Raw genomic sequence first — 14,835 nt, 5'->3', positions numbered from 1 at the left:
CAAAGCGTATAGCAGGACTACAGCATCAGAAGAGCTTCAAGCCTTCATTTCCAAATAAAAGATTAAATCTCAATTTACCTTTCAATAAAAATCATAGCCTTATCACACATTATTCGCTCAACTCTACACTTTCAACTCTTAACTTTCAACTATACGCTTTCTGCTTTTCACGTAAAACGTACAACCTATAACTTAAAACGCTTACCCCAACTCAATCTGTCTTTTGATACTTTCTTCTAACGAGATTAAAGTTTCAGTACGCTGAATGCCATTTACTGCTTGTATTTCTTCGTTTAGCACATGGCGTAAGTGGTTGGTGTCTCTGCAAATTATCTTCGCAAACATACTGTAAGCACCGGTTGTGTAATGAAGTTCTACAACCTCTTTTATTTTGCTTAATTGAGCTACTGCATCTTTGTACTGTATTCCTTTTTCTAAATAGATACCAAGAAATGCGCAAATATCATAACCAGCCTTTTGTGGGTCGATAATTAAGTGCGATCCTTTTATAATGCCCATTTCCTGTAATTTCTTCATTCTAACGTGGATTGTACCACCTGAAACAATCAAGTCTTTTGCGATTTCAGTATAAGGTTTGGTCGCATCTTGCATTAATTGTTTTAAAATATCAATGTCGAGGTTGTCAATTTCTAAATTGGAATTATCTTTTTTAAGCATATTTTCTGATTTTGATAAGCAAATTTAATAAAAATTATCAATATTATAAAAATAAAATTAAATGTTTAAAATATTTGCAAGGTATTAGATGTTCCTTTACATTTGTATTAAGCAAATAAGAAAAAGGAACGTTCTTTAACAATTTGTTTAACATACTGTAGGGTGGTGAAACAGGCAGACACACCTCCTTGTCTCGGTGGCGGAGAATTTGGAAAATCGGAAACGGCTAACCACTCCTTGAAGGTTCGATTCCTTCCCCTACAGCTTCAATAGTCGAGAGTCATAAGTCTTAAGTTTTTAGACTGTTGACTACAGACTCAAGACTTTTGACTAAAATGTTGGGTGGTGAAATTGGCAGACACGCCTCCTTGTCTCGGTGGTGGGGAATAATGGGACAAACGCAGTTTATTGGGTTGACCACAATTAATTTTTTGAACTGTAGCTAACTACCCCTTGAAGGTTCGACTCCTTCCCCAACAGCATTTTTTATGAATAATAAGTTAGTTAATCGAGCAATCCCGGATGGGTTGCTCTTTTTCTTTTTAAAGGCTTTTTGAAATAGCTATGAACAAAAAAAGGAACAAATTTCTTTGTTCCTTTCTAATATCAAATTTGTAAAACAGTTAAACTGTCATTACATCTTTTTCTTTAGCTTCTGCGTGTTTATCAACCTTAACAATATAAGCATCAGTTAATTTCTGCACTTCGCCTTCACCTGTTTTAATCTCATCATCAGAAACGCCATCACCCTTCAATTTTTGAATTTTAGTGTTTGCATCCTTACGGATATTACGAACGGTAATTCTGCCGCGTTCAGCTTCTTCTTTTACTTTTTTAACCAGGTCTTTTCTACGTTCTTCAGTTAATGGCGGTACAACTAAACGAATCACAATACCATCATTTTGAGGATTAATGCCAATGTTAGCCACCTGAATCGCTTTTTCAATAACAGTTAAAAGTGATTTTTCCCAAGGTTGAATAACGATTGTTCTTGCATCGGGTGTATTAATGCTTGCCACTTGAGCCAAAGCAGTAGATGCGCCATAATAATCAACAAAAATACCATCAAGCATTCCTGCTGATGCTTTACCAGCTCTAATTTTAGTTAATTCAGCTTCACAATGATCGATTGCCTTTTCCATCGAAGACTGGGCATCCATTAATTGTAATTCTATGAGTTCGTTCATAATGTGTGTATTTCTACAAAAATAATAAATTTTTAAATGGTTATTTTACCAAAGTACCAATCGGTTCACCATTGGCAATTTTCATAAAATTGCCATGTTTATTCATGTCAAACACAATAATTGGAACTTGGTTTTCTTCGCACAACGTAAATGCGGTCATATCCATTACGTTTAAACCTTTAGCATAAACCTCTTTAAAAGAAATTTCTTCGTATTTAGTTGCAAAAGGGTCTTTTTCAGGGTCTGCGGTATAAATACCATCAACTCTTGTTCCTTTTAAAACTGCGTCAGCCTTAATTTCAATTGCTCTTAAAGCAGCAGCAGAATCCGTTGTGAAATAAGGATTTCCGGTTCCTGCACCAAAAATTACCACACGACCTTTTTCTAAGTGACGTACAGCTCTTCTACGGATAAATGGTTCGCAAATTTGCTCCATTTTAATTGCCGTTAGTAAGCGGGTTTTTAAACCAACTTTCTCCAATGCATCTTGCAAAGCCATTGAGTTGATTACCGTTGCCAACATGCCCATGTAATCGGCCTGCGCTCTGTCCATTCCACTTTTTTCGGCACTTAAACCTCTAAAAATATTTCCGCCACCTATCACGATTGCTATTTCTAATCCCTTATCGTGTACAGCTTTAATATCTTCAGCATATTGTTTAACACGTTCATTATCAATACCGTATTGTTTTTCGCCCATTAGCGATTCGCCGCTAAGCTTTAATAGGATGCGTTTGTATTTCATGACCTCAAAAATATTAACATTTTTTTAATACTTGGCTATGCTTTTTAAGAATTGATGTAAATATTTAGATTGATATTTCTTCACCTTTGAATATTACCTGTTTTAGGTTTAATCTTTCGTCGAGAATTAGCAAGTCTGCAGATTTGTTGACGGCAATTTCTCCGGTTAAGTTATCTATACCAATAAGTTTCGAAGGATATTTTGTAGCCATATCTAAAGCTTCTGGCAAAGAAATATCACAATATTCTACACAGTTTTTAACAGCTTGCAACATGGTCAAAGATGAGCCCGATAATGTTCCATCAGGCATAACAAATTTATTTCCACTTTTTACATGTTGATATGGTCCGTTTGCACATTCTGTAACTGCATCTGTTATCAGAAATAATCTTTCTCCCAATAATTTTTTGGCAACTTTAACCACCTCAAAATCGACATGCTGCCCATCGGCAATTATACTTGCTACCGCTTTACTGTGACTGAATAAAGCAGTTGGTATTCCGGGTTCGCGGTGGTGTATCGGACTCATTGCATTAAACAAATGCGTTGTGGTTTGAACCCCTTTGTTGTAGGCGTTTGTCGCTTCGTCAAAAGTAGCATTGCTATGTCCTAGAGAAACAACCACGCCATTATCTAAAAGATATTTTATCACTTCATCATCCTGCAATTCTGGTGCAATCGTCATCATTTTAATTACACCATCGCCAAAATCTAATAAAGCTTTAACTTCATCTAATGTTGCTTTTCGGACAAACTCTGGAACGTGTGCCCCTAATCGTTTAGGGTTTAAAAACGGCCCTTCTAAATGCAAGCCCAAACAATTTTTTGCAATTGAACGATGCTCTTTTGCCGCTTTAATACACTCATTAAAAACTTCTGGTGTATTAGTGGCCATACAGGCTAAAAAACCAGTTGTACCATTTTTCAATAACTCGTTTTCCATCACGGTTAACGATTCTACAGTAGGTGACGCTGAAAATAATCTACCGCCTGCACCATAAATTTGTAAATCGATAAATCCTTGAGTAACTAATAATGAGCTTGACGACTGATTATCTGATTTTTTTATTCCTGAAATCAGTGTGTTGTTTAATATAATGTCCTGATTTGTACTTAATACATCGCCTTTAAAATAACTTATGTTTGATATAGCTGTAGACATATAATTAATGAAGTTTAACCAAATTTAGATATAATTGATAGATAACCATTTTAAAATTTCAATTCTTCGATAATCAGAGAGCTTTATGCTGAAATTTGGATAATCTTTAAAAATGGCTAATTTTATTTAAATTTTCTGAAATGAAAGGCGAAAAGCAAAATGTTAAATCATCCCAAGTTTTAACGAGCAAGCCATCAAGTCTAACCGATAATTTTGTATTGGTTATCCTGAGTTTATATTTCCTCGTAGATTGTATACCTAAAATAGACATTCCAGATCAGATGGGAATCCATTGGTTAGTAATTAGCCTGCTAAATTTTGGTGCAATCATTTACATTTTTAAAAACAAAGAATTTAGCGAAGCACTAAAACCTATTTTTAAAAATGGAATATCGTGGTTGTATATTGTATTTATTACTATTTCGGGTTTATCAATATTAATCGCGATAAATAAAACAGAAAGTTTAGTAAACTACGTTAGGCTAATTACTACTGCTACCGCTTTCTTTGTTTTTTGCGTCTTACTTTACAAGAGGAGCCATTTGCTTAAAAATATTGGTGTAGTAATCACCTTAATCGTACTGGCACAAACTTTTTCTGGAGTTATGGAATTTTACCAGGGCACTGGTAAGATAGATTTATCGACACTCACTAATGCGCTGCAAAGCTCCACCGGAAATAAGAATATTTTTGCTGCAGCTTTAGTTATAAAAATACCAATAGTCATTTATTGCATAGTTAAAAGGAATGGATTTTTTAAATATTTAAGCGCATTATCACTCTTCTTTGCTGTACTCGCTGTTTTTTTAATTAATGCCAGATCTGCATATTTAGGATTGATTGTAAGCAGCAGTGTGGTTTTGATTGGATTATGCTATTTGCATTTTAAAAAAGTAGAATTTGCACTGTCGAAAGTTATTTGTGTTATATTATTAGCTGCATTTAGTATTGCATTCTTCATGAGTCAAAATGCTATCAAAAAAGCAAAAGCAACTAATACGGAAACTGTTTATGGTACATTAATAGATAGGTTGGCTACTGTTGCCGATACAAATAATGAAACAACCAATATTCGATTGAAATATTGGAAAGGTAGTTGGGATTTGATTGCCAAAAAACCAATATTAGGGTTAGGTTATGGTAATTGGAAGCTTTATTCGCCATTATATACCAATAAACTTTTAGATGATAATGTTTTTTCGAAGCACCCACATAACGATTTCATTGAAGTTGCTGGAGAAAGTGGGATTCCGAATGCAATTATTTATTTGTCGATATTTCTATTTGCATTCGTATTTACGATAAAGATTCTAGTTTCAAATGCAGCGGGTGAGCAAAAAATTATCGCTATAATTATATTAGCTTGTTTAAGTGGTTACTTTATTGATGCTTTTTTTAATTTTCCTTCCGAGCGCCCAAATGTACAGTTGTTATTTGCCTTTATTTTTGCTTTTGTAATAATTAATTATCTCTCGGCTAAACAAGCAAGTGATGCTAATGTTAAAGGGGTGAGTTTTATAATTGCCTTGCCTATTCTTTTAATTGTTACCAGTACAATTTTTATTCATTTTAAGGTTTTAAAATCAATGAAGGCTCAATTTATTGTAGATGCTGATTTGAATAGTATCGACAACCTTCCGAATGCAATGCCAAAGCTTAACTATAGCGAGGTTAATGATTTGTTACCTGCTTGGCCAAATATTGCTGAAAATTCTGAAACAATAGGGTATAAAAAGGCGAGGTATTTATATAAAGAAAAAAGGTATGCTGAGGCAGTAAGGCTATTGGATAGTGTGCACCATCAAAGTCCAAATTTATCGTATAATGATTATTTAAAATGTAATATCTATCTCGATTCTAAAAAATTAGATAGTGCAAATAAATACGCCAGAAAAGCTGCCAATGCAAAACCCCGTAATTTTTATTACTATCGAATGGCGAGCTATTTTGCCAGAATAAATAATAATACAAATGAAATAAACGAGTTATTTAAAAGATACCATTCATTTAGAAATGACCAGCAATCTTGGTCATACTATTCTTTAAGTCTTTTTTATTCCAAAGCAGATAGAAATGAAGTTAAAAAGGTGGTTGATTCGGGATTAAAATATTTTCCAGCTGATACTGTAATGTTAAGCTATAAACCATTTTTACCTAAATAAATGTGCATAAAAAAACCGTTCCAATTTTACATCGGAACGGTTTATATAATTTAAAAGTGCTTATGCACCTAATTGTACGCGTTTGAAAGCTGTTACAGTTAATCCTTTAACAGTGTTGTCTAAGAATTTACGAACGTCCATAGAACCATCTTTAACAAACTCTTGGTTTAATAAAGTACTGTCTTTGTAGAATTTGTTTAATTTACCTGCAGCAATTTTCTCAACCATTTCTTCTGGTTTACCTTCTTGACGGATAACGTCTTTAGCAATTTCGATTTCACGCTCGATAGTAGCCGGGTCAACACCGTCTTTATCAACAGCAACCGGGCTCATTGCAGCAATTTGCATAGCAACATCTTTACCTGCTTCAGTAATATCAGTACCGTTAGCACCTTGAAATACTACTAAAACACCCATTTTACCGTTAGAGTGAACATAAGAAACAACTTGTTCGCCAGAGATATTTGCATATTCCTGGATAATGATTTTCTCGCCGATTTTACCAGTCAATTCAGTAATAGTTTCAGCAACTGTACGTCCATCTTCTAAAGCAATTGCCGATAATTCTTCAGCAGTAGCAGGATTGTTAGCAACTGCTGCAGCTAAAACAGCTTGAGCTAAATTACGGAAATCCTCAACTTTAGAAACTGGCTCAGTTTCGCAAGCTAAAGCAACTAATTTACCATTAGTACCGTCAGCCGAAACTTGGATTGATACCAAACCTTCTGAAGTAGCATTGCCCGAACGAGCAGCAGATACTTTTTGACCTTTTTTACGCAATAAATCAACAGCTGCTTCGAAATCGCCGTTAGCTTCAACTAAAGCTTTTTTGCAATCCATCATACCAGCACCAGTTTGTTGGCGTAGTTTATTTACATCAGCGGCAGTAATTTGTACTGTAGACATTTTATTTCCTTTTTTAAAATTTACAATCTTGTTTATAACAATTACAGGTTACAAGTTACAAGCGCCAAGTTAAACTCATGTTAAGCCAACTTAAAACCTGAAACCAGTAACCTGCAATAAAAAAATATTACTATTCTTCTGTTTTAGTTTCTTCTGATGAAGATGCTTCAACTTCTGCTTCAGCTGTTTTTTTGCGTCTTGGTTCTTTAACCTCTGGCGCATCAGCTGCAGTTTTAGCTGCTACTGCTTCTTTTTCAGCCTCATCATCTTTTTCGCGTTTACGCTCATCTAAACCTTCTTCAATCGCTTTGATAATTACATCAGTAATTAAAGAGATAGATTTTGTAGCATCATCATTCGCCGGGATTGGGAAATCGATGTTAGAAGGATCAGAGTTTGTATCAACCATCGCAAAAGTTGGGATGTTTAATTTTAACGCTTCAGTTACAGCGATGTGCTCTTTCTTAACATCAATTAAGAATAAAGCTGCTGGTAAACGGTTTAAATCAGCAATACCACCTAAAAGTGATTCTAATTTAATACGCTCACGCTGAATCATCAAACGCTCTTTTTTAGATAAGATAGCATAAGTACCGTCTTTAGTCATTTTATCGATGTTAGACATCTTTTTGATTGACTTACGTACTGTAGCAAAGTTAGTTAACATACCACCTAACCAACGCTCGGTTACGAAAGGCATATTTACTTTTTTAGCTTGCTCAGCTACGATTCCTTTTGCTTGTTTTTTTGTTGAAACAAATAATACTTTACGTCCTGATTTTACGATTTGTTTAATCGCAGCCGCAGCCTCTTCAGTTTTAGTTAAAGTTTTATTTAAATCTATAATGTGAATTCCATTACGCTCCATGAAAATGTAAGGAGCCATTTTTGGATTCCATTTACGGGTAAGGTGACCAAAGTGTACACCTGCATCCAATAAGTCTTGATAAGTTGTTCTTGCCATTGTTCTTGCCTCCTGTGATTAACGTTTACTGAATTGGAATTTCTTACGAGCTTTAGCACGTCCTGGTTTCTTACGCTCAACCATACGCATATCACGCGTCATTAGGCCTTTAGCACGTAATGCAGGTTTTTTCTCCGCATCTAGTTCAACAATCGCTTTAGCAATAGCTAAACGAACAGCTTCTGCTTGTCCTTTTACTCCACCACCTTGTACATTTACAGTGATATCATAACGGCCAGTAAGCTCAGAAACTTCTAAACTTTGGTTTACGATATATTGCAAAGGTAAAGTAGGGAAATAAACTTTGTGATCTTTACCGTTAACGGTAATTGCTCCAGCACCATCTTTTAAGTAGATACGTGCAACAGCTGTTTTTCTTCTTCCTGAAGTGTTAGTAACTGACATTTCTTAAAGTTTAATGGTTTTTGGAGATTGAGCCGCATGAGGGTGAGTTTCACCAGCATACACAAAAAGATTGGTGTAAAGTTTTTTACCCAATTTAGTTTTCGGTAACATACCACGTACCGCTTTCTCGATTACACGTTGAGGGTGTTTCGCCATTAACTCTTTTGGAGAGATAAAACGTTGACCACCTGGATAACCAGTATAAGAAACATATTGCTTTTCGCTGAATTTGTTTCCTGTCAATTTAACCTTGTCTGCATTGATAACAATTACGTTATCTCCGCAATCTACGTGTGGGGTGTATTCTGGCTTGTTTTTACCACGGATGATCATAGCGATCTTCGATGACAAGCGCCCCAAAATCTCGCCTTGTGCATCAACAACAATCCACTGTTTGTTAACAGTTTTCGCATTGGCAGAGACAGTTTTGTAACTTAACGTATTCACTTGCTTGTATTTAATTTATTAAACAATTATTTATTCCCATTAAAATTGGGACTGCAAAGATAGATAGAAAAGTTTTATAATCAAATAGTTGATGAGAAAAATTTTGACTTGATTTATTAAGTATAACCGTCATGCTGAATTTATTTCAGCATCTGTTAAATAGAAAAGAATTTACACAGAATTTGTAAAGCAATTTCAGCAGTACATCGGTTAGCTTTGGCCGGGCTTTCCGCTAAATCTTTTTGGCCCCCAGCCATAAACTTACGAAGTCTCTTTCTAAAGCGCTAAAAAGACTTCGTAAGTTTACCCAGCTCGCAAAAAGGATATCGCTGCAATCCCGTTTATATGGCTAGGATTGTTATACTATTGATGGTTTCTAGCAAAACGGCTACAAATCATCGGGTTTAAAACCTATTCGTTTTCTTGGCTGGTTTTCTTTATCAATTAGTTTATCTAAATAACTAAATACTAATTCGATATTCTTATCATGATTTTGGAGGTGCGTTTTAATGTCGGCAATCTCTAACTTAAGCTCCGAATGTTCACTCAATAAATTTCTCAACCGTGTAAAAATTCTTACAATTTGAATGTTAACTTGGATAGCTTGTTGGCTGTTTAAAATACTAGAAAGCATTAATATACCGTGTTCGGTAAAAACATTTGGTAAGTATGTTCTACCACCTTTGTTTTTCTTTGAGATCACAATTTGTGATCTCAAAGATTGCCACTCAATTTCTGTAAGCTGAAACATAAAATCTTCAGGAAATCTTTCAATATTTCTTTTGATAGCTTGGTTTAGTGTTCTGGTTTCAACGTCATAGAGTTCAGCCAAATCGCTATCAAGCATCACTTTGTGATTGCGGATTTCATAAATCTTATTTATTAAAATATTTTCAGGGATGATAGAGAGCGCATCTTCTGCTTTCATATCATATTTGGATTTACACTAATATAATTAATTTCATTGAGTTATTTGAGCTCGCAATTTGCGACATCAAACAATAAACAATGCCTGTTGTTAGATAAATATTCCTTAACCAACAAATTTGTTTATGCAGTACCTTGATGATATTTTCGGCTATCCTATTCCATTATTCTTAAAAAATCTAATTATTAGTATCGTTGCGATTTTACTTGGTGTCTTTGTTAAATTTATTATTCACAAAATCTTTATTTTATTATCTCGCTGGTGGGATTTCATCATCATAAAATCAACTATTAAACATTTACGCCGACCTGTCGCAATATTTATTCCACTACTATTTCTTAATTTTTCATTGGATTTAATGGTAATGCATGCCACTATTCGCATTCCTTTAGATAAATCTCTTGAAATTGCACTAACCGCTACATTCGCTTTAATTTTAATCCGTTTGATTAATGTACTGGAGGATTTCTTTTACCTCAAGTACGACCTCAATAAAGAGAACAATTTAAAAGAGCGAAAGATTAGAACGCAATTGCAGTTTGTGCGCAAATTCATTGTCTCGCTAATTATCTTAATCACCGCCGCAATTATTCTGTTAAGCTTCGAAAGTATGCGTAAAATAGGAGCAGGGCTACTTACTGGCGTTGGGATTGGTGGAATTATTATTGGTTTCGCTGCACAAAAATCGCTAGGGAATTTACTCGCAGGTTTTCAGATTGCATTTACACAACCGATTCGTATTGATGATGTTTTAATTGTAGAGGGCGAATGGGGTAGGGTTGAAGAAATAACTCTCACTTACGTTGTGGTTAGTATCTGGGACCAACGGCGGTTGATTCTTCCAATCACTTATTTCATTGAAAAACCTTTTCAAAACTGGACCAGGGTTTCCGCAGATTTGCTCGGAACGGTTTTTCTTTACCTAGATTACACGATTCCAATTGAACCAATGCGCCGGGAATTAACCCGATTGCTAACTTCAAATCCCCTTTGGGACAAAAGAGTTAATGTTGTGCAAGTTACCGATAGTACAAAAGATGGCTCGATTGAAGTTCGTTATTTAATGAGTGCCTCTAATTCCTCGAGGGCTTTCGATTTAAGGTGTTATGTGCGAGAAGAAATGATTGCATTTATTCAAAACAATTATCCAGAAAGTTTACCGAAGAAAAGGTTGGAGTTTAAGGATAAGTTTGAGGGGATTTAGTACTGAAATTCGTCATTGCAAGGCACGAAGCAATCTCATACAATTATAAAAAAATAGATTGCTTCGTGCCTCGCAATGACGAAAGTAAAAAATGAAATGATTGATTTACTTAAACATACCTTTCAACTTCGCTAATTTTTCCTGTAAATCGCCATCAGCATCTTTTTGTTCATGCTTAGGCCTAAAATTAGGTTTTGAATTGTTCTGCTTATAATCTTGCCTTGGCTTCTGTTCTTTAGGCTTCGTACTTCGAACTTCCAACTTCTGACTAACTTCGGTTTTCATCGATAACGAAATCCTTTTACGAGCTATATCAACCTCCATTACCGTAACTTCCACTTTTTGATGAACCTTAACAGCATCATTCGGGTTTGCTACAAAACGGTTTGCCAACTGACTTGTATGAACCAAACCATCTTGGTGAACACCAATATCTACAAAGGCACCGAAATTAGTGATGTTAGTTACAATTCCAGGTAACTTCATACCAATTCTTAAATCAGCAATCTCGTTTACCCCATCCGTAAAGCTAAAAGTTTCAAAAGCTTCACGGGGGTCGCGGCCTGGTTTTGCCAATTCCTTTAAAATATCCGTTAAGGTTGGTAAGCCGATTTCATCGGTAACATATTGTTGTAGCTTGATTTGCTTTTGAAGCTGCGTATCCTTCATCAAGGCCGAAACTGTTGTGCCCAAATCTTTAGCCATTTTATCTACTACAACGTAACGTTCTGGGTGAACGCCACTGGTATCTAAAACATTTTCAGCGTTACGAATACGTAAGAAACCAGCCGCTTGTTCGTAAGCTTTATCGCCTAAACGAGGCACTTTTTTCAAGCTTTCTCGGTTTTTAAAAGCACCGTTTGAATTTCTATAATCAACAATGTTTTGTGCTAATGTTGGTCCCAAACCAGATACGTAAGCCAGAATTTGTTTTGAAGCTGTATTCAGTTCAACACCAACCGCATTTACTGCGCTGATTACGGTATCATCTAAGCTTGCTTGCAATTTGGTTTGGTCAACATCGTGCTGATATTGTCCAACGCCAATAGATTTCGGGTCGATTTTAACCAATTCTGCTAATGGGTCAATTAACCTACGCCCAATAGAAACCGCTCCACGAACGGTAATATCTTGTGTTGGGAACTCTTCACGAGCAACTTCAGAAGCTGAATATATCGAAGCGCCACTTTCATTCACCATCACGATAGTTACATTTGGTAAGTTTAAACCGCGAACGAAAGCCTCCGTTTCTCTACCTGCAGTTCCGTTGCCGATAGCAATTGCTTCCACATTATGTTTTTCACAAAGTTGCTGAATAGTAATTCCTGCATTTTTAACGTTTCCTTGTCCGGTATGCGGGTAAATGGCCGTATTTTCCAGTAACTGACCTTGCTTATCTAAACAAACTACTTTGCAGCCCGTACGGAAACCTGGGTCGATGGCTAATACATTTTTTTGCCCCAGTGGTGCAGCTAATAACAACTGGCGGGCATTTTCTGCAAAGACACGAATGGCTTCTTCATCGGCTTTTTGTTTGGTTAATACACGTAGTTCGGTTTCCATCGCTGGCTCTAATAGTCGTTTATAACCATCTTCTAAAGCCTGTTGAACCTGTTTCGATGCGGCATTATTGCCTAAAATAAACTGGTTTTCTAAAATTGCTAGAGCATCATCCGAAGGTGGCAAAGCATCTAAACGTAAAATCAATTCTTTCTCACCACGGCGCATGGCTAAAACACGATGCGAAGCAGCCGTTTTTACAGGCTCATTCCACTCAAAATAATCTTTATATTTTATCCCCTCTTCTTCTTTTCCTTTTATTACTTCCGATTTGAAGGCCGCCTTTTCTTGAAAATAAGAGCGCATTTTGGTCCGGGCTTCTGCATTTTCCGAAATCATTTCAGCAATAATATCTCTTGCACCGGCAAATGCTTCATCTACAGTATTTACACCTTTTTCGGTATCAATAAATTTATTGGCTTCTGCCTCCAAATCGAAGTTTTTCTGGTCGAAAATCTGTAAAGCCAAAGGCTCTAAACCTTTCTCTTTCGCCATCGAAGCGCGGGTTTTACGTTTCGGTTTGTAAGGCAAATAAATATCTTCTAAAAGTGAAATGGTCTCGGCTTCGTTAATTTGTTTTTCAAGTTCTGGCGTTAACTTCCCAAGCTCATTCATCGATTTTAAAATCGCTTCTCTGCGCTTGTCTAAATCGCGTAACTGCAAAACTCTGTCACGAATTCCAGCCACCTGAACTTCGTCTAAACTTCCTGTTAATTCTTTACGATAACGCGAAATAAATGGTACGGTTGCGCCTTCATCTAACAAGTTTATCGTGGCTGTTACTTGTTTTTCTGCAACCTTTAATTCGGCTGCAATTATTTTATGGTGAGTTAACATATTCAAAAATTAATGTGGCAAAGCTAATCAGGATTTGCCGGATTTAAAGTTTTTTAAGACGAAGTTTTCCACCAGAAAGTGTGAGTAATTAATCGCTTCGCGAACTAAGATTTTATGGATTACGCGATTTTAGGATTGTTAAGACGAATTTTTTGAAAAGCAAAGGCAAAAGATTTTTTTAATGCTAGCCGGGCTTTACGTTATATCTTTTACTAGCCGCTGTCATGCTGAGGCACGAAGCATCTTTTTCATCGGTTGCAGATGCTTCGTGCCTCAGCATGACAAGTGATGAGTGGGATTGCTTGTAAAAGTATACCGCTTCAATCCCGTTTAATTAATTCTGGTTTTTGCAGGTAATTAAGGTTGCAGGGCGTAAAATATAATTGAGTTATTGCTTCTTCTCCGCCACTTTTTTCAAATCTCGTTCTGCTTTAAATTTGGTGATTCTAGTAATTAAATCTAAAGGCATTGGTTTATTGATTGGGAACTGAACAGCACCTTTGCTCCACTTATAATCGCCAAATTCGTGTTGAAAGGCTTCGATGCCCGACCCCGTTGGGTAAAAGCCAATGTGTTTTGCATAACCTGCAAAGTAAACCAAAATACCGTTTTGCTTAAATGCAGGCATTTTATAGCTGATTACTTCTGTAGCGTTTGGCACTGCATTATGGATCGTTTTCCTAACTTGTTGTAAAATTTCTTGAGTTTTAGCTGGGAAAAGCGCAATATATTCATCGATTGTTTTTGGGTCTATCTTTTCCATAACATTGAAATCTATTATGAAAATACAAAAAAACCAAATATTATTCGCTAATTATGATATCGTATTTAGTTAATAAACCAGCAATTCCAGTTTTCGAAAATCTTGCTTTTTTAATTCGACTTCGGTCTGGGTCGATTGAATAATTGTATGCTGTTCTAAAATCGGTTCTTTCAAGAATGGTTCTATCGAAAGTAGCATTCAATAAATCGCAGTTATCGAAAATGGAATTTGCTAAATCAGTTTCTGTAAAATCAACCTCATGTAGCTGTGCATTTTTGAAAGTTGTTTTCTTCAGTTTTAGCTTATAAAAGGAAGAATGGTCTAGTTTGCAATTATCAAAACTAAATCCTAAACCAAAATCATTACAATTTTCGAAACGTAGTCCAAGCATTTTACAATCATTAAAATTAACATCGTTAAATGAGGTTTTGCTTAAAATTGCTAAACTTAAATTGCAGGAAATAAATTCACAATCGAGAAATTTTACACCACTTAAATCTGAATTTGAAAAATTACAGCCCATGAATTTACAGTTTTCGTATTCTGCTTTTGGTAGCGGACGTGAAGTGAAATCGGCTTTTTCGAAAGTTTGCTCGGTTATGTATTCAGACATTGGGTGGGACATTTTTTGTTGAAACGAAGATAAAAATTATCATTTAATTTTATGGTTTGGGCAGTAAGCTGAACTACGTTTTTTACACAAGTTTTGGTAAAATAAACCTGACAGCAATGAAAATACTTTTTAGTAGTATTAACGAAAAAGATTGCCAAGTCCTTCCGCCTCGCAATGACGATAGTTGGAGTATTGAAGATATTTAAAAAGATTGGAATGGATGGCAGGACTGCTGTAAACGAAGTATTACTAAGTTTGGTTTTCAAATTATTTC

14 protein-coding genes and 2 tRNA genes are annotated in these 14,835 nt (G+C 35.6%); 4 read left to right on the top strand and 12 right to left on the bottom strand.

Features of this window, described 5'->3' with window-relative positions:
• Positions 1-201: 201 nt before the first annotated feature.
• Positions 202-678, bottom strand: coding sequence for an Lrp/AsnC ligand binding domain-containing protein (locus tag R2Q16_RS03845; protein ID WP_025145395.1), 477 nt, complete (start codon positions 676-678; stop codon positions 202-204).
• A gap of 156 nt (positions 679-834) precedes the next feature.
• Between R2Q16_RS03845 and R2Q16_RS03840 the strand changes: the two genes are divergently transcribed.
• Positions 835-942: transfer RNA gene (locus R2Q16_RS03840), tRNA-Asp, on the top strand.
• A 72-nt stretch (positions 943-1,014) separates the two neighbouring features.
• Positions 1,015-1,158 (top strand) — tRNA-Asp (locus R2Q16_RS03835).
• A 143-nt stretch (positions 1,159-1,301) separates the two neighbouring features.
• Here R2Q16_RS03835 and frr read toward each other — a convergent pair.
• The 3 genes from frr to nagA all read right to left on the bottom strand — a co-directional run bounded on the left by frr (position 1,302) and on the right by nagA (position 3,772).
• Entirely contained in the window at positions 1,302-1,865 is a 564-nt protein-coding gene (frr, locus tag R2Q16_RS03830) for a ribosome recycling factor (protein WP_316735255.1), read from the bottom strand.
• A gap of 40 nt (positions 1,866-1,905) precedes the next feature.
• Positions 1,906-2,610, bottom strand: a complete 705-nt coding sequence (gene pyrH / locus R2Q16_RS03825) for a UMP kinase (RefSeq protein WP_316735254.1) — start codon at positions 2,608-2,610, stop codon at positions 1,906-1,908.
• Between the two features lie 64 nt (positions 2,611-2,674).
• On the bottom strand, positions 2,675-3,772 hold the full coding sequence (gene nagA / locus R2Q16_RS03820; RefSeq protein ID WP_316735252.1) for an N-acetylglucosamine-6-phosphate deacetylase: 1,098 nt from the start codon (positions 3,770-3,772) through the stop codon (positions 2,675-2,677).
• Positions 3,773-3,912: 140 nt separating this feature from the next.
• On the opposite strand from nagA, the gene R2Q16_RS03815 reads away from it, so the two are divergent.
• The gene (locus R2Q16_RS03815) at positions 3,913-5,934 is read left to right on the top strand and encodes an O-antigen ligase family protein (RefSeq protein WP_316735251.1); all 2,022 of its coding nucleotides are present in this window, start codon (positions 3,913-3,915) and stop codon (positions 5,932-5,934) included.
• 60 nt (positions 5,935-5,994) lie between these two features.
• Here the strand turns inward: R2Q16_RS03815 and tsf are convergent, their stop codons facing one another.
• The 5 genes from tsf to R2Q16_RS03790 form a co-directional block, all read right to left on the bottom strand.
• Entirely contained in the window at positions 5,995-6,840 is an 846-nt protein-coding gene (tsf, locus tag R2Q16_RS03810) for a translation elongation factor Ts (protein WP_316735250.1), read from the bottom strand.
• Between the two features lie 130 nt (positions 6,841-6,970).
• Complete coding sequence (gene rpsB / locus R2Q16_RS03805) at positions 6,971-7,804, bottom strand: 30S ribosomal protein S2 (protein ID WP_316735249.1); 834 nt, start codon at positions 7,802-7,804, stop codon at positions 6,971-6,973.
• Between the two features lie 18 nt (positions 7,805-7,822).
• On the bottom strand, positions 7,823-8,209 hold the full coding sequence (gene rpsI / locus R2Q16_RS03800) for a 30S ribosomal protein S9 (RefSeq protein WP_055913282.1): 387 nt from the start codon (positions 8,207-8,209) through the stop codon (positions 7,823-7,825).
• Between the two features lie 3 nt (positions 8,210-8,212).
• Positions 8,213-8,656, bottom strand: a complete 444-nt coding sequence (rplM, locus tag R2Q16_RS03795) for a 50S ribosomal protein L13 (RefSeq protein WP_010602007.1) — start codon at positions 8,654-8,656, stop codon at positions 8,213-8,215.
• Positions 8,657-9,044: 388 nt separating this feature from the next.
• Positions 9,045-9,584: an ORF6N domain-containing protein gene (locus R2Q16_RS03790; RefSeq protein ID WP_316735248.1), complete on the bottom strand. Its 540-nt coding sequence runs from the start codon at positions 9,582-9,584 to the stop codon at positions 9,045-9,047.
• Positions 9,585-9,708: 124 nt separating this feature from the next.
• Here R2Q16_RS03790 and R2Q16_RS03785 point away from each other — a divergent pair, with 124 nt between their 5' ends.
• Positions 9,709-10,788 (top strand): mechanosensitive ion channel family protein, encoded by a 1,080-nt coding sequence (locus tag R2Q16_RS03785; RefSeq protein WP_316735247.1) that lies wholly within the window; start codon positions 9,709-9,711, stop codon positions 10,786-10,788.
• 105 nt (positions 10,789-10,893) lie between these two features.
• Here R2Q16_RS03785 and R2Q16_RS03780 read toward each other — a convergent pair whose 3' ends face one another.
• The 3 genes from R2Q16_RS03780 to R2Q16_RS03770 form a co-directional block, all read right to left on the bottom strand.
• On the bottom strand, positions 10,894-13,185 hold the full coding sequence (locus R2Q16_RS03780) for a Tex family protein (RefSeq protein ID WP_316735246.1): 2,292 nt from the start codon (positions 13,183-13,185) through the stop codon (positions 10,894-10,896).
• 388 nt (positions 13,186-13,573) lie between these two features.
• Positions 13,574-13,948, bottom strand: a complete 375-nt coding sequence (locus R2Q16_RS03775; RefSeq protein WP_316735245.1) for an iron chaperone — start codon at positions 13,946-13,948, stop codon at positions 13,574-13,576.
• Positions 13,949-13,988: 40 nt separating this feature from the next.
• Positions 13,989-14,561 carry a pentapeptide repeat-containing protein gene (locus R2Q16_RS03770; protein ID WP_316735244.1) on the bottom strand — a complete coding sequence of 191 codons (573 nt, stop codon included), beginning with the start codon at positions 14,559-14,561 and terminating at the stop codon, positions 13,989-13,991.
• Positions 14,562-14,835 lie beyond the last annotated feature (274 nt).

This window comes from Pedobacter aquatilis (genome assembly GCF_032678425.1).
GTDB classification, from domain to species: Bacteria; Bacteroidota; Bacteroidia; order Sphingobacteriales; family Sphingobacteriaceae; genus Pedobacter; species Pedobacter aquatilis_B.
The sequence above is the reverse complement of the archived record's forward strand: the minus strand, read 5'-3'. Positions and strand labels throughout refer to the sequence as shown.